The organism is Cellulomonas xiejunii (assembly GCF_024508315.1).
GTDB classification, from domain to species: domain Bacteria; phylum Actinomycetota; class Actinomycetes; order Actinomycetales; family Cellulomonadaceae; genus Cellulomonas; species Cellulomonas xiejunii.
This window is the reverse complement of the sequence record NZ_CP101987.1, coordinates 3,430,248-3,451,138: the sequence shown is the minus strand read 5'-3', so window position 1 is coordinate 3,451,138 and position 20,891 is coordinate 3,430,248. Positions and strand designations below refer to the sequence as shown.

General features: G+C 76.5%; 12 protein-coding genes. 6 read left to right on the top strand and 6 right to left on the bottom strand.

Annotation, left to right across the window (positions count from 1 at the left end; genetic code table 11):
* Position 1: 1 nt before the first annotated feature.
* Genes NP048_RS15805 through NP048_RS15795 form a run of 3 tightly spaced genes read left to right on the top strand, consistent with a single transcriptional unit; the run spans position 2 to position 3,039 of the window.
* Positions 2-1,957 (top strand): putative baseplate assembly protein, encoded by a 1,956-nt coding sequence (locus NP048_RS15805; protein ID WP_227576579.1) that lies wholly within the window; start codon positions 2-4, stop codon positions 1,955-1,957.
* Positions 1,958-1,981: 24 nt separating this feature from the next.
* Positions 1,982-2,518, top strand: a complete 537-nt coding sequence (locus tag NP048_RS15800; RefSeq protein ID WP_227576578.1) for a phage tail protein — start codon at positions 1,982-1,984, stop codon at positions 2,516-2,518.
* Positions 2,515-3,039, top strand: coding sequence for a hypothetical protein (locus tag NP048_RS15795; RefSeq protein ID WP_227576577.1), 525 nt, complete (start codon positions 2,515-2,517; stop codon positions 3,037-3,039). Before NP048_RS15800 ends, NP048_RS15795 begins: the two co-directional genes overlap by 4 nt.
* A gap of 81 nt (positions 3,040-3,120) precedes the next feature.
* Here the strand turns inward: NP048_RS15795 and NP048_RS15790 are convergent, their stop codons facing one another.
* The 4 genes from NP048_RS15790 to NP048_RS15775 are packed head-to-tail and all read right to left on the bottom strand — an operon-like array spanning position 3,121 to position 14,156.
* Positions 3,121-8,820: a carboxypeptidase regulatory-like domain-containing protein gene (locus NP048_RS15790; RefSeq protein ID WP_227576576.1), complete on the bottom strand. Its 5,700-nt coding sequence runs from the start codon at positions 8,818-8,820 to the stop codon at positions 3,121-3,123.
* 37 nt (positions 8,821-8,857) lie between these two features.
* Positions 8,858-11,374 (bottom strand): carboxypeptidase-like regulatory domain-containing protein, encoded by a 2,517-nt coding sequence (locus NP048_RS15785; protein WP_227576575.1) that lies wholly within the window; start codon positions 11,372-11,374, stop codon positions 8,858-8,860.
* Complete coding sequence (locus tag NP048_RS15780) at positions 11,374-13,560, bottom strand: carboxypeptidase-like regulatory domain-containing protein (RefSeq protein ID WP_227576574.1); 2,187 nt, start codon at positions 13,558-13,560, stop codon at positions 11,374-11,376. The genes NP048_RS15785 and NP048_RS15780 overlap by 1 nt, the downstream gene beginning before the upstream one ends.
* The gene (locus NP048_RS15775) at positions 13,557-14,156 is read right to left on the bottom strand and encodes a Pvc16 family protein (protein WP_256769316.1); all 600 of its coding nucleotides are present in this window, start codon (positions 14,154-14,156) and stop codon (positions 13,557-13,559) included. Before NP048_RS15775 ends, NP048_RS15780 begins: the two co-directional genes overlap by 4 nt.
* 221 nt (positions 14,157-14,377) lie before the next feature.
* Between NP048_RS15775 and NP048_RS15770 the strand changes: the two genes are divergently transcribed.
* From NP048_RS15770 to NP048_RS15760, 3 genes are all read left to right on the top strand, one after another.
* Positions 14,378-16,291, top strand: a complete 1,914-nt coding sequence (locus NP048_RS15770; RefSeq protein ID WP_227576572.1) for an ATP-binding protein — start codon at positions 14,378-14,380, stop codon at positions 16,289-16,291.
* A 113-nt stretch (positions 16,292-16,404) separates the two neighbouring features.
* Positions 16,405-19,461, top strand: a complete 3,057-nt coding sequence (locus NP048_RS15765; protein WP_227576571.1) for an eCIS core domain-containing protein — start codon at positions 16,405-16,407, stop codon at positions 19,459-19,461.
* On the top strand, positions 19,458-19,988 hold the full coding sequence (locus tag NP048_RS15760; protein ID WP_227576570.1) for a hypothetical protein: 531 nt from the start codon (positions 19,458-19,460) through the stop codon (positions 19,986-19,988). Before NP048_RS15765 ends, NP048_RS15760 begins: the two co-directional genes overlap by 4 nt.
* A 13-nt stretch (positions 19,989-20,001) precedes the next feature.
* Here the strand turns inward: NP048_RS15760 and NP048_RS15755 are convergent, their stop codons facing one another.
* Both NP048_RS15755 and NP048_RS15750 read right to left on the bottom strand, forming a co-directional pair.
* Complete coding sequence (locus tag NP048_RS15755) at positions 20,002-20,391, bottom strand: DUF4280 domain-containing protein (RefSeq protein ID WP_227576569.1); 390 nt, start codon at positions 20,389-20,391, stop codon at positions 20,002-20,004.
* A 3-nt stretch (positions 20,392-20,394) separates the two neighbouring features.
* Positions 20,395-20,871, bottom strand: coding sequence for a septum formation family protein (locus NP048_RS15750; protein ID WP_227576568.1), 477 nt, complete (start codon positions 20,869-20,871; stop codon positions 20,395-20,397).
* Between the last annotated feature and the right edge of the window lie 20 nt (positions 20,872-20,891).

The following is a 20,891-nucleotide window of genomic DNA, read 5'->3' as shown; positions in this document are numbered from 1 at the left end:
CATGCCGCCGCTCGACCCGCCGAACCTCGACGACCGCCGGTTCCAGGACATCGTCGACGAGACGAAGCGCCTCATCCCGCGCTTCACGCCCGAGTGGACCAACCACAACCTGTCGGACCCCGGCGTCGCGCTCGTCGAGCTGTTCGCGTGGGTCGGCGAGATGGTGCTCTACCGGGTCAACCAGGTGCCGGACCGGATGTACTCCCACTTCCTGGGGCTCGTGGGCGTCGAGCCGTTCCCGCCGTCGGTCGCGCACACGCGCCTGACGTTCCGGCTCGCCGCGCCCGCGACGGAGCCCGTGGTGGTCCCCGAGGGCACCGCGGTGTCGACCGTGACGGTCGGCGGCCAGGAGCCCGTGGTGTTCGCGACGTCCGCCGAGGCCGTCGCGGTGCCGCCGCGCCTGGTCGCGGCCCGGACCGCCGGGCCCGACGGCGCGGCGTCGACCGACGCGTGGGAGACCCTGCAGGTGCCGGGCGAGAGCGTGCGCTGCTTCCCGTCGTCGCCGATCCGCGACGGCGACGCGTTCTACCTGGGCTGCACCGACCCGCTCGCGGACCTCGTGCTGCGCCTCGACGTCACGGCCCACGCCGAGGGCATCGGCGTCGACCCGACGCGCCCGCCCCTGGCGTGGGAGGTGTGGAGCGGCGAGGCGTGGGTACCCACGGTCGTCGACGAGGACACCACCGGTGGCCTGAACCGCGACGGCGCCGTGACGCTGCTGGTCGGCGACCGGCACGCGCCCCTGACGATCGGCGGGACGACCGCGTACTGGCTGCGCGCGCGCCTGCTCGACCGCGCCGACGGGCGCCCCGCCTACCAGGCGTCCCCGCACGTGGGCTCCGTGCAGGTCCGCACGGTCGGCGTGAGCGTGCCGGCCGAGCACGCGCAGGCCATGCCCGCCGAGGTGCTGGGCCGCTCCGACGGGCGCCCGGGCCAGCGGTTCGCGGTCAGCGCGGCCCCCGTCGCCACGCGACGCGGCGACGAGCGCGTCGTCGTCGTCGACCACACGGGTGCCACCGAGTGGGACGAGGTCCCCGACTTCTCCGCGTCCGGGCCGGACGACCGGCACGTGGTGTGGGACTCCGCGAGCGGCGAGGTGCGGTTCGGTCCGGCCGTCCGCCAGCCCGACGGACGCACGCGCCAGCACGGCGCGGTGCCGCCCGACGGCGCCCAGGTGCGCGTCACGGGCTACCGCACCGGGGGCGGCTCGCGCGGCAACGTCGGGGCGCGCACCGTGACGTCGCTGCGCACCGCGCTGCCGTCGGTGCGCTCGGTCGCGAACCTCGTGCCGGCCACCGGCGGCGTGGACGCCGAGACGGTCGACGAGGCCAAGGTGCGCGGCCCGCTCGCACTGCGCACCGGGCAGCGCGCCGTCACCGCGTCGGACTTCGAGCAGGTCGCGCGGCAGGCGTCCGTCGAGGTCGCCCGCGCCCGCTGCCTGCCGGTGCCGCCCGACGGCCCGGCGCGTCCCGTGCACGTGCTGCTGGTGCCGCAGGTGCGCACCGACCCCCGCACCCACACCATCGACGACTTCGTGCTCTCGCCGCGGCTGCTCGACGTCGTCGCGGCCGAGCTGGACCTGCGCCGGACGGTCGGGGTGTCCGTCGGGCTGGGCGCGCCGTTCTACCACGGCGTGTCCGTCGCGGCCCTCGTGCGCGCGGTCCCCGGGCGTCCCGTGCAGGCCGTGCGCGAGCGCGTCGTCGAGGCGGTCACGCGGTTCGTCCACCCGCTGGTGGGCGGGCCCCAGGGCACGGGGTGGCCGTTCGGTCAGACGCTCACCGCGACCGCCGTCGCGCAGGTCGCCGAGGGCGTCGACGGCGTGCTGGGCGTCGACGAGGTCACGCTGTTCGGGTACGACCTGCGCAACGGCCGCCGCGTCGGGGAGGGCCGCGAGTCCCTCACGATCGACGCGGACACGCTGCTGCTGTCGGCCGAGCACCGCGTGGTCGTCCGATGACGTCCGTGGCGACGGGGGCCCGACGTGGGACGCGCTGAGGACTGGCTGCTCGCGCAGCTGCCCGCGGGCATGGTCGCGGAGGACTTCTTCTCGCGGTTCGTGCGGATCTTCCAGGCCGAGGCCGAGACGCTGCTGGCCCACCCGGACAACCTGCCGTACCTGGCGGACCCGCGGCTCGCACCGCCCGAGATGGTGCGCTACCTGGCGCGCTGGATCGGCCTGCCGGGCCTCGACGCCGACCTGCCGGAGGACCTGCAGCGCGACCTGCTCGTGGCCGGAGCCGCGGCGCTGCCGTGGCGCGGGACCGCGCACGGGCTGCGCGTGCTGCTCGAGGGGTACACCGGCGGGCCCGCGCACGTGGTCGACGGCGGCGGGGTGCACGCGCTGGGCGACGAGCCGACCGGCACGGCGTGGGTGCGGCTCGAGGCCGCGTCGACCGGGCGGCTGACACAGGACGAGCTGGTCGAGCTGGTGCGCGCCGAGGTGCCCGCGCACGTGCGCGTCGAGCTGGTGGTGGCGGGCCGCACGGTGTGGCCCCGACCGGAGGGGGAGTCCCGATGACCGAGGTGGTGCGTGAGCCCGTGCTGGGCGTGGGCCCGGGCGAGGGCCGGTTCGTCGACACCGTGGCGCCCACGGACACGGTGACGTGCCCCGAGTGCGGGACACGGTCGACGCTCGACCTGCTGCGCCGCGACGCGTCCGGGTTCTGCCCGCAGTGCGACTTCCCGCTGTTCTGGGCCGACCGCGGTACTGCCCGGGCGGCCGCGTCGGACGTCGACCAGGGCCCGGTGCGCCGGTCGCCGGGCGTCGAGGGCGAGGTGGCGGGCGTCGTCGTCGCGTGCCTCGTCTGCGGTGAGCACAACGCCCACGCGCGCGGGCCGTGCGTGCGCTGCGGCGCCGACCTGACCCCGCTGCCGGCACCGGTACCGCCGCCACCGCCCGCCCCCGAGCCCGAGCCGCAGGTGGTCGAGGTGCTCGTGCCGGTGCCGTGCACCCACCCGCGCACGTGGGTGGTCGCGCTGGTGTCCGCGCTGCTGGGCGCGGGTGTCGCGTTCGTCGTGGCGATGGTCGTCCTGGGCTGACCGTCCCGACCAGAGTGTGAAGCGTTGTTGCCGGAATCCGGCAACAACGCTTCACACTCTGCTGACGTGCGAGGGCAGGGGTCAGGGGGCCGTCGGGTCGGCCGGGTCGGTGGGGTCGGTGGGGTCGGCGGACACGGGCTGGACCTGCGCGTTCACCGTCGTGCTCGAGGGCGCCCACGTCGTCGCCGACGGTTCGTACCGCACCGCCAGGGTGGTGTTGCCCGGTGACCAGCCGGTCGTCGGCAGCGTGAGGGTCGCCGTGCCGCCGACGAGCGTCGCGCTCACGGCCGTCCCCCAGGCGGGCGGCGAGCCGACGGCCACGCGCACCAGCCCCGCGGGCGTGCCGGACGCGGTCGTCACGGTCACCGTGACGGTCAGGTCGGTGCCGACCACGACCGGCGCCGACGTCGTCGCCGACACCGTCGTGGCCGCCGGGGCCGGCGTCGTCGTCGCGGTCACGAGCAGCCGCGTCGCGTTCGCCGGCACCGTCGACTGCGACAGCGCCACCTGCCACCCGGCGGACGTCGTCGCCGTGAGCTGCGCGGCCGGCCCGGCCGTCGTGCCCGGCAGGTACAGCACCGAGTCGCTCGCACCGTCGATCAGCGGCACGTCCAGCGCGCTGCCGCCCGTCGGGGTCACCCGGACGACGACCGACGGCGCGCCGCCCGTCGCACGCAGGCGCAGCTCGACCTCCCGCAGCTGCAGCGGCACCGTCGTCGGCCCGGTGACCTGCACCGTGTCCTCGACCGTCGCCAGGTGCCCCGCGGGCCCCGTGGCACGCACGGCCCACGTGCCCGGCGGCACCTGCGCGAACGTCGTCACGTACCGGGAGCCGGACCGCGCGACCGGCTGCGGCCCCAGCACCGCGCCCGTGCCCGACGTCAGCGTCACCAGCCCGCCGGTCAGGTCCGCGCCGATGCTCGACGTGAGCTGCACCGTCACCGCGTGGCGCGCCAGCGGGAACGTCACGTCCAGCACGGTGCCCTGGCCGGGCACGACCTGCACGCCGCGGGTGATCGTCACGCCGGACGCGACGAACGTCAGCGCGTACGTGCCGCCGCCCAGACCGCTGAGCAGGTAGCGGCCGTCGGGGCCGGTGGTGACGGAGACGCCCTCGGTGGCGCCCTGCGGCGTGGCGGTCACGACGACGCCCGGCAGCTCGAGGCTCGCACCGTCGGCGGTCTCCTGCGTCACCTGGCCCTGCACCGCGCCCGTGGGCGTCGCGAGCGGCACCTCGACGCGGCCCGGCTGGCCGGGTCCGACGGTGACGCGGGTGCTCACGGTCGTGTACTCGGTGGTCGAGGGCACCACCCACAGCGTGTACGTCAGCGGCAGCAGCCCGGCGAACACGAACTCGTCGTCCTCGACGGTCGGCGGCGCGATCGTCACCGCGTGGTCGGAGTACGCCAGGCGGACGTTGAGGCCCGACGTGACCGGCGCGCCGGCGGCGTCGGTGACGCGCACCGTGAGCGTCGAGCCGAGCGGGTCGAGCTCGAGGTGCGAGGTCGTCGTGCCGGTCCTGACGGTCGCGAGCGCGGTCGCCGACGTGTGGGCGTCGGCCGACGCGGCCACGTCCCAGTCGCCGGCCCACAGGCCCTCGCGGTCCAGGTCGCCGACCAGCGTGAACGCGCCGGCGGTGTCGGACCGGGCGGTGAACGTGACGTCCGTCGCCCCGGTCGCGTCGGCGGGGCCCTCGCCGCGCACGTCCGCACCGGGCAGCGCGACGGTCCACCCCGCGCCCAGCCGCGTGGACACCGTGCCGTGGACGCGGCCGAGCCCGGCGAGCGGGACGGACGGCGTCGCGACGGTGCCCGCGACGACCTCGACGCCCACCGGCGCGGGCGTGCGGAACCCGGCGGCGACGACCTGCACCTCGTACGTGCCGACCGGCACGGCGCCGAGGTCCACCACGGCGGCGGCGCTCACGTCGCGCTGCGCGACGACGGCCCCGTCCGCGGACAGCGTGACGCGGGCCGCGGCCAGGGGCGCCGCGCCGTCGGGCGAGAGCGTGACGCGCACGCCGCCGTCGCGCAGCAGCACGGTCTCCGAGCGCGTCGTGGCCGGGGTGTCGGACGGGCGGTAGGGCACCTCGACGACGATCTCGGAGGCCGCGGTCTGCGTGCTCCAGCCCGGAGCGCGCACCGCGAAGCGGTAGGTGCCGGGCCGGATCCGGTTCTCGACGCCGATGACGGTGTCGACGAAGGTCAGGGCGACACGCGTCGCGGGGCGCGCGTCGGGCGCCTCGCCGACGGTCGTGTCGGTGCCGGTCACCGCAGGCGTCAGACGCACCGTGCCCGTGCCGGGCGGTGCGGACACCGCCTCGAACGTGACGCCGGGCAGTGCGGCGACGCGGGGGACGAGCACGACCGACGCGTCGAGCACCTGGTACGACGGCGTGAGGACGACGCGGTCGACCGCGCCGAGCTCGACGCCGTTGAGGCGCAGCGTGTCGAACCCGTCGGCCTGCACGACCAGGTCCACCTGCCCGGACACCAGGGCCAGCACCGGGCGGCCGCTGCACGCACCGGCCGGGGTCGTGCACACCAGCGCCTCGCCGGCCGCGTCGGTCGTGTACGTCTGGCTGCGGCGCACCTGCGTGGTGCCCGAGTACCCGACGACGCCCGTGACCGTGACGCGCGCACCCTCGCGCGCCTGGAAGGCGTCGTGCGCGGACTGCACGACGACCTGCACGACCTGGTCGCCGACCGGGGAGGCGAGCACCACGGTCGCGTCGAGCTGCTGGTTCAGGGAGATGTCGCGCTCGACCGTGACGCTCACCCTGGGGTCGTCGGGGGCCGACGTGACGATCGTGTAGGTGCCGGGCGTCAGGCCCCGGAGCTCGGCGACGCCGTGCTCGTCGCTGACGGCGGTGCGCACGGTCGTGCCGGCCACCTGCGTGGCGCGCACCGGTGCGCCGCGCGTGACCTCGATGGCGCCGGTCGCGTCGGCCCGCAGCGTCGTGACCCGGATGATGCCGAGCCGCTCGATGGTCGCGTCGTAGCGCTTGGTCTCACCGGGCATCAGCACGACCTCGACGGGGTCGGGCGTCACCCAGTCGTCGCCGGGCAACCCCGCGACGACGACCTCCCACCTCCCGGCGGGCAGGCGCCGCAGCTCGTACATGCCCTGCGTGACGGGCGCGCAGCGCGCGTCGGTGCCCGTGCAGGTCGCGGTCGCGGGGACGCACGTGGTGGTGGAGCCCGCGCGGCGCGCCACGACGCACACGTCCGGGGGGAGTGCACCCACGCGCGGCAGCACCGACCCGACGAGGGACGGCGACGGCGTCAGTGCCACGGTCGCGGCCTCGACGACCGCGCCCATCGGCACGGTGACGGCGACGGTGCCGCTCTCGTACCCCGGCACCGACACGCTCAGCGTGTACCGGCCGGGCAGCAGGCCGCCGTCGCCGTCGGCGGGCAGGACGTAGGCGTCGTCGGGGTCGGCGGTCGCGGTGACGGTGCGTGTCGTGCCGTCGAGAGCGGTCGCGGTCGTGGTCACGGTGACGAGGCACGGCTCGGTGGTCGCCAGGCACTGCACGCGGGCGCCGGTCGAGGCGTCGGTGACGCGGCCGGTGATGCCCGCGGTCGCGACGAGCCCGTCGCCCGGGACCGCCGTCAGCACCAGGTCGGACGTCACGGAGCCGCCGGCCGTGACCTCGACCTGCGCGTACCCGGTGACGTACCCGAACGCCTCCGCGGACAGCACGTACGTCCCGGCGGCGGCGCCGACGAACCGGTACGACCCGTTGCCGTCCGACGAGGACATCGACTTGTACGTCTCGGTGCCGTCGCTCAGGGTCAGCCCGGCGGCGGTCACGCCCACGCCGTCGTCGCCGCGGACCGTGCCGGACACGGCGCCGCCGACGGCCGTCATCGCGACCTCCCAGCCCTCGACGCCCGCCGGGGTGACGGCCAGCTCGCGCGTCACCGTCGCATAGCCCGGGCCGTCGACGGTCACGGTGTACGTGCCGGGTGCGGGCAGGTCCGCCAGGACGAAGCGGCCGGCGTCGTCGCCCGTGAGGGTCGTGGCGGTGCGCGTGACCGTGCCGTCGGTCGCGGTGACGGTCAGGCCGCCGATGCCGCCGACACCGCCGAGCACCGCGGTCCCGAGCGCGACCCCCGTGAGGGACGCGACGCCGGGTTCCACGGACAGGTTCACCGTGCGCTCGCCCGCGGCGCCGAGCGTGACGAGCTGCGACGTGCTGCCCCACCGGTCGGACGAGGCGGTCACGAGGTAGGTGCTGGGCGTGCTGAGCCCCTCGACGGACCAGGTGCCCACGCGTCCCTCGGTGACCGTGCGGGTCGTGACCGTCGTCGTGCCGTCGGTGAGCGTCAGCCCCACACCGCCGACCGGCCCGTCGGGGCCGGTGACGACGCCGCGCAGGACGCCGTCGCCGGCGCGCAGCTCGGTCTGCAGCGGGGTGGCCGAGAGCTCGGCGCCCGTCAGCACGTACCGCTGCGTGCGGTACCCGGGCTTGGCGACGGTCACGAGGTAGCGCGTCGTGGGGGACAGACCCGCGAACGCCCAGGTGCCGGACGCGTCCGTGGTGGTGCGCAGGCGCTGCGCGGTCGGTGCCGTGCCCTCGACCGTCAGGGCGGTGCCGAGGAGCTTGCCGGGTGCGGCCTCGGTCGGACGGGCGAGCGCCTGGAACACGGCGGTGGCCGCGGCGGCCGGGGCCGACGCGCGGCCGAGCCCGGCGGTCAGCGCGGCGCCGAGGGAGACGCGCCCGAGCGCCGCCGTCGTCGGCAGCGTGGCGGTCGCGGCCGGCTCCGCCGTCGAGCCCCACAGCTCCGACGTCGGCACGACCTGCACGCTCGCACCGGCGGGGTCGCTGCCGGAGACCTGCCCGGCGACGCGCAGCGTGGGCGTCGCGGGGGCGTCCGGCCCGTCCGCTCCGGGTGCGGCGGCGCCGTCCTGCGCGTCCCCCTGCCCGTCCCCCTGCCCGTCGCCTTGGGGGCCACCCGGCCCGCCGTCCGGACCGTCGCCCGGCGCATCGCCGGCCGGGCCCTCGGCCGCGACCGACTGCCCGTCCCCGAGCGCCGTGACGACGCGCGGGATGCCGACCAGCGCACCACCCGCCCACAGCGCGAGCACCGCGACGACCGCCGCGACCTTGAGCACGGTCGGGCCGAGCCACGCGCGCGCCGTGAACGTCCCCGGCACGTCCTGCGGTGCGCCGCGCCCGGTCGCGGTCACGCGGTAGGTGTGGCGCTGCTCGCGCCCCACCCAGCGCTGGCGGGACCGCAGCAGCGCGGGGACGCGCACCGTGCCCGCGGCGGGGACGTCCACCGCCGCGAGCCGGACCTGGACGTCGACGCCCGAGCCGGTCGCGGACAGGCGTGCCGACGTGGGGGTCGCCCCGGTGTTCGCGAGCACGACGTCGACGCGCCGCCGGCCGCGGCCGCGCGCGTCGGCGGGCTCGATGCTCACGACGAGCTCGCCGGCGACGTCGAGCGTCAGGACCGCGTCGGTGACCGTGCGGCCGGCCGCGGTCTCGACGACCACGAGGAACGGGTAGCCACCGGCGGCGGCGCCCGCGGGCGGCGTCACCCGCAGCGTCGCGCTCGCGGTGGCGTCCGGCGCCAGGGCAGGGACCGTCACGGCGGCCGGCGCCCACGCAGGCTCGAGGCCGACGGCGTGGACGTGCACGTCGAGCGGCACGTCGGCGACGTTGCGGACGCGGACGGCGACGTCGACGTCACGGCCGGGCGAGCCGTGCGCGGCGGTGTCGACCACGACGGTCGGGGCGGTGGCGGCGCTGCGCCGGGAGGCGTCGCTCACTGCGGTGCTCCGATCCCGCGTGCTGCTGCACGCGCGTTCACGAGGTCACGTCCACGGTCCGCTGCTCGCTGGCGGCCAGCGTGAACGGCGGTGAGACGCCGAGCACCGAGCCGCCCGCCACCACGCGGACCTCCACGAGGTAGTTCTGCGGTGCGTCGACGTCGTCGAACGCGTACGCGCCGGAGGCGTCGCTCGTCGTCGTCGCGACGGCCTGCGCGCCTGCCAGGCCGTAGTCGACGGCGCGGAACAGGCGCACGGTCGCGCCGCCCACGACGGTGCCGCCCGCGCGCGTGACCGTGCCGCGCACACCCGCGGGGCGCACGAGCACAGGGCTGAGGGTCGCGTCCTGGCCCGCCTGCACGACGACGATCTGCGCGACGGGGCGCGTCCCGGCCCGCGTGAACGTCACGGTGTACGTGCCCGGGGGCAGTGCCTCGACGGCGTACTGCCCGACGGTGCCGGCCGGGGTCGACGCGGTGGTCACGCTGCGCGTCACGGTGCCGGACGCCACCTGGACCACGACGTTGCCCGCGGGCACCGGGGCGCCGGCCGCGTCCTGCTGGCGCACGGTGCCCGACAGCGTGCCTGTCGCCTGCCGCATCGACACGTCGAGTCCCGCCGCCGACGCCGCACCGGACGTGACGCGCCCGAACCCGTCGACGCTCACCGACAGGACCTGCGACTGCAGGTCCGCGCGCGCGAACGTCACGGTGTACGTGCCGGGCACCGGCACCCCGGCCAGGCGCCACGTGCCGGACCCGGACCGCGCGGCCGTGCGCCACGTGCTCGCGCCGTCGGTCACGGTGACCTCGACGCCGCCCGGGTCGCCCTGCGGCACCGTCACCGCACCTGCGAGCGTCCCCTCGGCGTCCCCGAGCACCACGTCGACGCCCGTGAGCTGTTGTCCCTCGCCGAGCGTGAGCGTCAGGGTCGACGGGGCGCGGCCGTCGGCGCCGACCACCACCGTGTACGTGCCGGGCGTCGGCAGGCCGCGCAGGACGAACGAGCCGACGACGTCGGTCGTGAGCGAGACCGTCTCGACGCGGACCGTCGCGGACGACGCCACGACGCTCGCACCGCCGAGCGGGCCGCCGCCGCCGCTCACGGTGCCGCTGATGGTGCCGTCGCCGAGCAGCAGGGGCAGCTCCAGGCCGCTGCGGGACTCCCCGGCGGCGACGTCGACGCGCTGGACGTGCGTGGCGTACCCGGTCTTGGCGACGACGAGGTCGTACACGGCGGGCGACGGCACGTCGGCGATCTCGAACGTGCCGTCCTCGCCGACGGGCACGGTCCGCACGACCACGCCGTCACCCGCGGCCGGCGCCGCCCCCGACGGGTCGTCGCGCGCGACGTCCGTGCCCAGCAGGGGTGCGGTGTCGAGCGGCATCTGCACCTGGACGGTCGCGCCGCCCACGTCGTCACCCGTGACCGTCCCGGCGAGGGTCGCGGGCACACCGCCGACGACCACCACGAGGCCCTCGGCGGCGGCGCCGTCCTCGACCTCGATCGCGACGGCGTCGTCGGGGGACGACGCCGCGGGGTACCAGACCTCGGCGAACCCGGCGCCGCGCACGCGCAGCAGGTAGGACCCGCCGGTGAGGCGCCCGACCGCGAACGTGCCGTCGGACGCGGTCGCGACGGTCGCGACCGCCGCCGACGTGTCGTCGGCGGAGACGGCCTCGACGCTGACGTCGCTGAGCGTCGCACCGGTCGTGAGCTCCACGACCGTGCCGGCGAGCCGTGCCGTGCCGTTCGTCGCGGCGGCGTCACGGGCCTGCGCGACCTGCAGCGCGAGGTCGCGGTCGGCCGCCGAGCGCTGCACGACCGTGCCGAGCGCGAGCGCGATCACGGTCGCGAACACCGTGACCGCCGCGAGCAGGCCCACGAGCGCGAGCGCGCCGCGCGTGAACCGCGGCCGCTGGACGAAGACCCCGGTCGCCGCCGGTGGGGCGTCGGGCGCGGGTGCGTGCGGGCCGGTGGTGCGGACCTCGAAGGGCCGCAGCAGCGGGTCGCCCACCCACGGGCGGCGGGCGCGTGCCGTCAGGGTCACGGATGTCGACGCGCGCGGCGGCACGACGACCTCGGGCGGGTCGAACGCGAACACGGCCCGCGCCTCGGGGTCCACGGCCGCCAGCCCGCCGACGTGCTCGGTGTTGCCCTCGTTGTGGAGCACGGCCGTGAACACGGCCTGGCGTCCGGCGGTGACGGTCGGGGGGTCCAGCACGACGCGCGTGCGGCGCATCGGCGGGACCTCGAGCACGACCTCCTGCACGCTGACGGCCGCCGGGTCGGCCAGGTCGATGACCTCGACGCTCACCGTCCAGCGGCCCGCGGGCGCGTCGACGGGCAGGGTCAGGGCGACGCGCACGCTCGCGGTCGCGCCGGGGAACAGCCGCGGCTCGGGGTCGCTGACCTGCACCCAGGTGGGGTCGACGCCGAGCACGCGCACGCCGAACCCGGCGATGACGTCGCGCGTGTTCGTCAGCGTGACGACGGCCTCGCTGGTGGCGCCCGCTCCGGCGGGCAGGTGGCGGGGGGTGACGTCGACGTGCATCAGGCCCCCGGCACCGTCAGGTCGGTGCGCGCCGCCGCGCCGCCGCTCACGGCGACGAGCGTCGTGGCCAGCGCACGGCCGTCGGCGTCCAGGACCGACACGGTCCAGCGGCCCGCGTGCAGGCCCTCGAGCGCGTACGTGCCCGCGCCGTGGGCACCGCTCTGCGCGGACGTCGTGGTGCGGACCTCGGCGCCGTCGGTGGCCTGCACGGTCAGGCCGGCGGTGCCGGCACCCCCGCGCAGCACGCGACCCGTCACGCTGCCGACCGCGGGGCGCAGCGTCACGGTCCCCGCCGAGCCTGCGGCGGCGTCGACCGCGACGGTCGTCGTGGTGTAGCCCGGCTTCGTGAAGGCCAGCGTGAGCTCGCCCGCGCCGACGCCCGCGAGCGTGAACGCCCCGACGTCACCGGCCGTGAGCGTGGTCGTGGTCCCGCCCGCGCCGCCCGCGGCGACCTGCACGCCGCCGAGCCCCGCGCCCGCCGGGTCGACGACGCGACCCCGGACGGTCCCGGCGCCCGCGGGCAGCGCGACCCGCACGTCGTCGCGCTGCTCGCCCGCGGCCAGGTCGACGACGAGGGTCTGCGTGCCGTAGCCGGCGCGCGTGAACGTCAGCACGTACGTCGCGGGTGTGGGCAGCGCGGGCAGCACGAACCGGCCGACGTCACCGACCGTCGGGGTGCCGACCTGCACCTCCTCGCCGTCGACGGTCGTCGTGACGCTCACGCCGCCGAGGCGGTTGACGCCGTCGGTGACGACGCCCGTGACCTGGCCCGTGCCGGCGCCGAGCGTCACGGCCGTCGCGATGCGCTGCTGCCCGCCGAGGACGCGCTCGGTCGCGGTGGTCGGGGCGTAGCCCTCGGCCGTGAACGTCAGGGCGTAGGTGCCGGGCGCGGGCAGGCCCTCGAACACGTAGGTGCCGCCCTGCGTCGTGGTCGTCCACGTCAGCGCCGGGTCCGCGCCGTCCCACGCGGCCGTCGCGGTGACGTCGACGACGACCTCGCGCGTGGTCTGCCCCACCTCGACCGTCCCGGTCAGCGACGCCGGGTCGCCCTCGACGCGCAGGTCGACGCCCTCGGTGCTCTGCTGCGCGGGCGCCTGGACGGCGCGCGCGGACGTGTCGTCGGGGGCCGCCGGGTACCAGACGCTCGGGTAGCCCGCGGCCTGCACGCGCACCAGGTACGGGCCGGGGAACAGGCCCGACATCGTGTACGTGCCGTCCGCCTGCGTCGCGGCCGAGGACACGACGACGAGGCCGTCGCGCGTGCGGCGCAGCGCGTCGACCGTCAGCCGTCCCACGCCCTCGCCGTCGACGGCGGAGATGACCGTGCCCGCCAGGGTCGCGCCCACGGCGACAGGGACGGCGCCGTCCTTGGCGAGCGCACCGTCCGGGGTGGCGCCGGCGCCCACGGTCGCGGCGTAGAACGACCCCGCGGCGACCTTGCCGACGGGCTCGGCACCCAGCGCCATGCGCATCCCGAACCACATCGCCGCCGCCCACGCCGCGATGATCGCGAGCAGCACGAGCGCCGTGACGACGCCGCGGCCCACGAGCGGCCGGTGCCGCAGCGTCAGCAGGACGTCGCCGCGCGCCGCGTCGTCGCCCACACCCGCGGCCTCGACCCGCACCGCCCGGTCCTGGTCGGAACCGAGCAGCCGGCGCGGCGCGTGGACCACGACCGTGCTGGTCGCGACCCCCGCCACCGGCACGTGCAGGGTCGACGGCGTGAGGGTCGCGCTCAGCGCGCGGTCGGTGTCGACCGTCCGCAGCGCGAGGTCCAGGGGCACGTTGCCGGTGTTGGTGGCCCGCACGGTGTACGCGGCGCGCCGTCGCGCGCGCACGAGCGTGGGCGCGGCGCCGAGCCGGGCGGCCGGCCGCGCGGGCACGGTGAGCTCGACCGGCAGCGGCGCGGGCGCCGCACCACCGGCTCGGCCCGTCAGCACGACCGAGAGCACGTGGGTGCCCGCGGGGAACGTCTCGGGGAGCCGGAACGTCAGCTGCACGTGCGCGGTCGCGTCGGGGAACAGCACGACGCGGCTCGGGCTCGCGTCCACCGCGCCGGCGGGCACGCCGAGCACCTGGACGGTCAGCTCGTCGATCACGCCGGAGGTGTTCTGCACCTCCAGGGGGACCGTCCCGGTACCGCCGGGCGCGACCTCCAGGGCGCTGGGTGCGCTGACCGCTCTCATCGTCGCCCGTCGACGTGGGGCGAGAGTGCGGCCTCGACACCGGCGACGGCCGTCGGCGCGTCCTGCCACGGGTAGGCGTCCGCGGCCACGGTCGCCACCAGCGTGAACGACGCGCGCACCTGCCCGCCGAGCGACGACCACAGGTCGCGGGGGCGGTTGCGCTCGTCGGACGCGATCGCGAGCTGCACGGGGGAGGCCAGCGCGGCGGGCGCGAGCTCGGCCGGGACGGTCGGGTGCGCGATCAGCCGCGTCAGCACGTCGCCCAGCAGCTGGTGCTCGTCGCGCGTCGACCCGGCCCACGCGCTGACCAGGAAGCTGAGCTCGACCATGGGCAGCGGGAACCGGCGGCGCGCGACCGTGCCGTCGGCGTGCCGCACGGGCGCCTCCATGCGCGCGGGCAGGCTCGAGCGCGCCACGTCGTACAGGAAGAGGTTCACCGTCAGGCGGTTCACCGTGGCCGACCAGGTGGACGTCGGGGCGTCGAAGACGACGTCGCCCTGCTGCTCGCTCAGCGGCAGCGCGGTGCGCAGCAGTCGTTCCAGCCCGTCCTGCACGGCAGGAATGAGCACGGCACCTCCCGACGGGCTGCGGAACACGGACACGCCCGTCCGGTGCCGGCGCGCAGGAGAGTGCTGCGAGACCTGCCGTCGGGTGGCCCCACGCTACGGACGACCCCGCGCGGACGGCATCGGTAATCGCTACCGAACCTTCCGCCGCGGGCTCGACGGGCCGTCGTGCGGGGTGCCAGGGTGCCGAAGTGCGCGCGGACCGACCGCGTGCGGGCCGGGCACGACCTCGGCGGAGGTGGGGGAGTGCGGTGAGTGGCACGTCGTCGACGACGCGGGCGTTCGAGGCAGCGGTCGGACGACGCGGTGCGGCGTGGGCCGACGCGCCGGCGGCCCGGGCCGCGCTCGACGCGCTGACGAGCGACGCGCCGGGCCTCGACGCCCTCGGACCGGCCCTCGACGACCTCGCGGACGCGTGCGCCCTGGCCCCGTCGGACCGGCAGGTCGTCGCGGTCGCGCTGCTCGCCGAGACGCACCCCGTCGCGCACCTGCTGTGCGGGCTGCTCGCCGGTGACGGCGCCGCGGGCCTGCCGACGCTCGCGCTCGCGCTCGAGCTGGCCGGTGCGTCCGTCGTCGACCCGGTGGCGCACGCGCGCCTGGCGCCCGGCGGTCCCCTGCGGCGGGCCGGTCTGCTGCGGCTCGTGGCCGGTGCGACGTTCGCGACCACGCGCGTCGGTCTGCGTCCCCGGGTCGTCGCGCACCTGCTGGGGCGATCGGACGCCGCCGCCGAGGTCCGCCCGCTGCTGGCCGAGGCCGTGCCCGCCGACGTCGCCGGGTACGCGGACGTCGCGGCGGCGCTCGCGGCCGACGAGCCGCTGGTGTGGGTGCACGCACCCGTCGGCGCGGCGGGCACGGGCCTGGCGGTGGCCGCGTGCCGCGAGCTCGACGTCGCGTGCGTCGTCGTCGACCTGACGCGCCTGCCCTTCCCCGCCGGGGCCGAGGGGCCGGACACCGCGACGCTGCACGAGGCCGTGCGGGCGGCGCAGCTCGAGGCGGTGCTGGGCCGCAGCGTCCTGGTCCTCGCCGGGGCGCACCTCGCCGGGCCGGACCTCGTGCGGCTCGTCGCCGACGGCGCCGTGCCCGTGGTGGCCGTGGGCGCCACCGTGTGGGACCCCCGCTGGGCGCCGTCGCTGCCCCCGACCGTCACCGCCGGGCGCCTGACCCTCGCGCAGCGCGCCGAGCGGTGGGCCGTCATGACCGGCCCGGACGTCGCGACGCCGGACGTCGTGTCGCTGCGCATGACCCCCGAGGAGATCGTCAAGGTCGGCCGGCGGGCGCGCGCCGACGCCGCCCGCGAGGAGCGCGGCGTCGACGTCGACGACGTGCGCCGCACCGCCCGCCGCCTCGGCGGGGTCGCCGGCTCGCGCGTGCGGACGCAGGGCACGGCCGCGACCCTCGACGACCTCGTGCTGCCCGACCACACGCGCCTCGAGGTCGAGCGGCTCGTGGCGTGGGCGCGGCACCGCGACGACGTGCTCGCGCTGGGGGACCTGCACGGCAAGGGCGGCAAGGGCACCGGCATCAGCGCGCTGTTCTCCGGCAGCCCCGGCACCGGCAAGACCCTCGCCGCGCACGTCGTGGCCGACACGCTCGGCATGGACCTGTTCCAGGTGGACCTGTCGGCGGTCGTCGACAAGTACATCGGGGAGACGGAGAAGAACCTCGAGCGCGTGTTCGGGCAGGCCGAGTCGCTCAACGCCGTGCTGTTCTTCGACGAGGCGGACGCACTGTTCGGCTCACGGTCCGCGGTCACCGACGCCAAGGACCGGTACGCCAACCAGGAGGTCGCGTACCTGCTGCAGCGCATGGAGGCCGCCGAGGGCCTGACGATCCTGGCGACGAACCTGCGCGGCAACCTCGACCCGGCCTTCGCCCGGCGCCTGCACTTCATGGTGCACTTCCCCGACCCCGACGTGCCGACGCGCCGGGCCCTGTGGTCGCACCACCTCGCGCAGCTGCCCGGCACCGACCCGGACGACCCGGTCGACCTGGACCTCCTGGCCGAGAGCGTCGAGGTGTGCGGCGGCGACATCCGCAACGTCGTGCTCGCGGCGACCTACGACGCCGTCGCCGCACGCGCGCCCCTGGGCATGCGGCACGTGCGCGCCGCGACGCTGCGCGAGGTCGCCAAGCTGGGACGGCGGCTGACCGACCCGCGGTGGTGAGCTGCGCACGAACATGCGTAGTGCTTACCGATGTGCGCAGGTGCGCCCCCGGTGAGGCTGGGCGCGGGCACCCCCGTGCCCACCCCGTCCGCGCACCGTCACCGGAGGCCCCGATGAGCTCACACCACGCGCGCGTCCCCGTGCCGACAGCGGCCGCGCCGGCCGCAGCCGGCCCGCAGACCGCCGCACCGGCCGCGCCCGAGGTGCTGCGTCCTGCGGCCGCCACGCTGACGGTCGGTGCCGCCGACGACCACGCGGAGCACGCCGCCGACGCCCTGGCCGACGCCGCGCTGGCGCGCCTGGACGGTGCGGACCCGCACCGGCACACGCCCGGCTGCGGGCACCTGCGCCGCTCCTTCGACGGCGCCGCGGGCGTCGTGGGCGCCGACGGCGGGGCGCTGGACGCCGACGTGACCTCGAAGGTCGAGGCCGCGCGCTCCGGCGGCACCGGGCTGCCCGGGCCCGTGCGGCGCCGCATGGAGCAGGCGTTCGGCACGGACCTGGGTCACGTGCGGGTGCACACCGGACCCGAGGCCGGGCGGCTGTCGCGCGCGATGTCCGCCGAGGCGTTCACGACCGGCGACGACATCTTCTTCGGCAACGGCCGGTTCGCCCCGCACGATGCGGTGGGGGAGAAGGTGCTCGCCCACGAGATCGCGCACGTCGTGCAGGAGACCGGGTCGCGGGCCGTGCGCCGGTTCTCCAACCCGTTCAAGAAGCTGTTCGGCAGCGGGTCCGCGGCCCCGTCCGCGAAGGACGTCAAGGCCCAGAAGGTCAAGGACAGCAAGGTCGCCGAGAAGGCGGAGCTGGCCGCGCTCGCGCAGGACCGCGCCAAGGGCGAGCAGGGGCGCGCCGACCTGTCGAGCATGGTGCACGACGACGACGGCCTCACGTCGGTCACTGCCGGTGACCGCATGGACGTGATGTGGGCCAGGTTCGACAAGGCTCTCGCGTACGAGGTGCGCACGTACCGCAAGCTGCTCGCCGTCCCGGGGGCGACGCCCGAGCAGGCCGCGCAGGGCGCGTACGACGCGACGTGGCACGGCAAGTTCGTCTCCCTGGAGTCGGTGCGACCGGCGCGGGAGACCGCCGCCGAGCGGCTCATGCTGCAGGTCCGCGACGCGCGCCAGGTCGAGGGCGCGCACGCCGCGGCGATGGAGGCCGAGGAGGAGGAGCTCGCCGAGTCGCGCATCATGCCGCGGGAGATCGAGGACGTGTACGACCGCATGGTCACCGCCCTGCACCAGGTCCAGCAGGCCGAACCGGAGCTGCACCCCGAGCTCGCGCGCGACAAGGCCGCCCAGCAGGTCCGCGGGTCCCTGACGCCGAAGGTCGCGGGCAAGCTGCCCGTGCGCAACTCGGCCGTGGACCGTGAGGCGTGGGCGCTCGCCGAGCAGCGCGCGCCCGTCCTGGCGGCCCGTCGTGAGCGCCAGACGCAGGGCGTCGCGGCCAACCTGGCGACGCTGGACAGGATGGACGGGACCATGGGGTCCGTCGGGTCCGCGGGCGGGGCTGCACTGTCGGGCGTCGCTGCCGTCGGCGGCAAGATCGCCGACAAGTACACGCCGGACCTGAAGAAGGCGCCCGGCGGGTCGGGCCTCGACATCCCGGAGGCCCTCGACGGCGGCGCCGTCGACGCGATCTCCCGCGCCAAGTGGCGCAAGGCCAAGGGCGTGAAGTCCGACGACGCGTACGACAAGCTCGCCGACGACCCGCTGAAGACGGCCGGCGGGCAGGCCAAGGAGGGCATCTCGACGGTCACGGGCATGCTCGGCGGCCTGCTCACCGCGGTCCGGGAGGCCTTCGCGACGGCGCGCTCGGTGCGCGACGCGTGGAAGGAGAAGGACCCGTACGCGGCGATGAAGGCCACGAAGTCGGGTGCGTCGGCCGTCGACGGTCTGGTGTCCGCGGCGAAGTCGACCGCGAACCTCGCCAAGCTCATCGACTCCGGTGTCGCCGGTGGCGTCGCCAAGGTCGTCCCGGGCCTGGACATCGCCGCGTCGGCCCTCGCCATGGTCAAGGCCGTCACCGACGTGGCCGTCGCCGGCATGCGCCAGCACGAGACCGACACCGCGATGTTCGAGGCGCGCGCCAACCGCACGGGCAAGAACGCGAACGTCATGGTGTGGCCACTGATGAACGTGTCGCGCAGCCACACGAAGAACCTCGAGAGCACGACGTGGGCGCTGGGCTCGTCGGTGGTCGACCTCGGGCTGTCCATCGGGCAGGTCGCGTCCGGCGGCGGGTTCGGCATCCCCGCGGCGATCAAGGGCGTGAAGTCCGTCGTGGACAACGTGCACTCGCTCGGGCACTTCATCGCCGACGAGGTGTTCGTCGTGCAGGCGCAGACGGCCGAGCGCGAGTCCGCCGTGCAGCACCTCGAGGGCGGTGCCGAGCACGAGCTGCGCCGCCACCCCAAGGCCGCTGTCGACGGCATCGTCCTGCGGGCCGCCGCGGGCGACCCGACCGCCGAGGCGTTCCTCGCCAACTACCGCGTGCACGGGCGCCCTGTCGGACGTGCGCTGCTCGACCGCATCAAGCCGCGTGCGGTGGTGGCGCACGACCCGCGCCGGCAGCGCTCGTCGCCGACCGACCTGTCGGGTGCGGAGAACGAGCAGCTGACGACGGACGACGGCGCGCTCGCGCTGATCCGCGAGGCGGTGCTCGAGTCCATGGGCGTGGGCGCCGACCCGCAGACCGTGTTCGAGCGCACGCGCGCAGCGTTCGAGGACGCGATCGGCGCCGTCGGCGGCACCGCGGGTGGTCTGATGGACCGCTGGCGGCGCACCGAGGGCCTGGCCGGGGACCGCAACACCGCCCGGGCCGGGGCCGAGGCCAACGGTGGCAAGGCACGCGACGACCGCGGGCTCTTCTGGCGCGTGCGCCAGACGCTCAAGGGCGAGGAGCACGTGTCTCGCAAGGAGCGGATGACGGCGGTGCTCGGTGCCCAGGGGACGGGCGGGGCGTCCGCGACGCTCGTCGTCGGGACGCACGAGCTGCCCGTCGACGCGACGCCGCCGCAGTTCGCGGCCTTCATCGACGCGATCACGACGCAGGACATCGAGGCCGAGCTCGCCGCCCGCCCGCAGCGCAACTCCCCGGAGATGGTCGACGTGCTCCTCGAGCTCCTGCAGCGCAAGCTCACCGAGGCCGCGGGGGCGACGGCGTGAGGCCGCTGCTCGCGGCTGTCGCCGACGCGCTCGCCCCCGCCCGGCCCCTGCAGGTGGACGCGGGCGCCGGGACGCTCGACCTCGCGTCGCAGCTGCCCGGCGGTGAGCCGGTGCTGGTGCTCGTGCGCGAGGACGCCGGGACGGTCACCTGCTACGGCCGCGTGCCGGTCGACGTGCCGCCGGAGCGGGCGGCCGACGTCACGCTGCTGGCGGCGTCCCTGACGACCGACCTGTTCACGACGTCCGTCGAGGCCGGGTCCCCGGCCGGGACGGTCCTGGTGCGCGGAGCCCTCGCGCTGGGCCCGCTCGTGCCCGTGCCGGACGGCCGGCCCGTGCTGCACCCCGACGTGCTCGGGGCGCTGCTGCTGGCGGTGGTCGAGGACGTCGAGTCGACGGTCGAGCGCGTGCTCGACGCGGTCGAGGACGTCGTCGCAGGCACCCGGACGCCGTCGGAGGCCGCGCACGACGTCCGCACCGCGGACCTCGACGCGCTGGTCCTGCAGGTCGAGGCGCTCGAGGGCGACTGACCGGTGCGACGTGTCAGGCGACGGTCGTGCGGACCGGGCCCGGCACGACGACCTGCACGACACCGCCGAACGCGCACATGCACACGGCGCCCTGCGCGAGGACGGGGCGCCCGCCCACGACCGTGCGGGGCGCCGTCGGCGTCCACGTGCCCGTGGTCGCGGGCACGCACGGCATGGGCGTCAGCACCCCCAGGGCGGCGGCCGTGGCGGCCGCGACCTGCGGGTTCGCCAAGGACGTGCACATCGCGAACGTCGCGACGTTCACCAGCGGGGCCGCGTCCGTGACGGTCGCGACGGGACGTCCCTCGACGAGGACGCGCGGCGTGGGCAGCGCGACGAGGGTGGCCGGCGCGGTGCCGAACGTGCAGGCGACCGTCGCGGACGTCGTCACGGGCAGCGGCACGCCTCAGCGCTCCGAGCCGGCGACGGACGCCGTCAGCGGCTGGCCCGTCGTCGTGGCGAGGCACGTCACGGTCGTGTCGCCCTCCGACCAGCCGCGCGTGGACGGCAGCAGGTACGTGAAGAAGAGGTCGGAGTCGCGGTAGTCGACGCCGACGTAGTCCGCGAACCGCTCGGCGCACGCGCCGTCGGCGAAGGCGGCCAGCGCGTCGGCGCCCGGGTAGGTCTCGGGGCCGTCCAGGGCGTCGGGGACCAGGGCGTACACCTCCATCTGGTGGGCGGTGCCGCACGCGACGGTGGTGACGTCGGTCAGCTCGGCCTGCACCTCGTCGGGTGTGACCACGCAGTCGCCCACGGACAGCTCCAGCACCTGGGTGCTGTCCGTCCCGTCGTCGCCGAACCAGGCGCAGCCGGTCAGCAGCGTCAGCACGCCCGCCGCACCCGCCACGACCGCAGCGCCGTGCGCACCCGCCCGCCTGTCCACGCCCACCTCCGTGCTCGTCG

Excerpts from the sequence above, each read along its gene's own strand:
- NP048_RS15780 (WP_227576574.1), bottom strand. The coding sequence starts at position 13,560 with ATGAGAGCGGTCAGCGCACCCAGCGCCCTGGAGGTCGCGCCCGGCGGT.
- NP048_RS15805 (WP_227576579.1), top strand. The coding sequence starts at position 2 with ATGCCGCCGCTCGACCCGCCGAACCTCGACGACCGCCGGTTCCAGGAC.
- NP048_RS15765 (WP_227576571.1), top strand. The coding sequence starts at position 16,405 with ATGAGCTCACACCACGCGCGCGTCCCCGTGCCGACAGCGGCCGCGCCG.
- NP048_RS15795 (WP_227576577.1), top strand. The coding sequence starts at position 2,515 with ATGACCGAGGTGGTGCGTGAGCCCGTGCTGGGCGTGGGCCCGGGCGAG.
- NP048_RS15785 (WP_227576575.1), bottom strand. The coding sequence starts at position 11,374 with ATGCACGTCGACGTCACCCCCCGCCACCTGCCCGCCGGAGCGGGCGCC.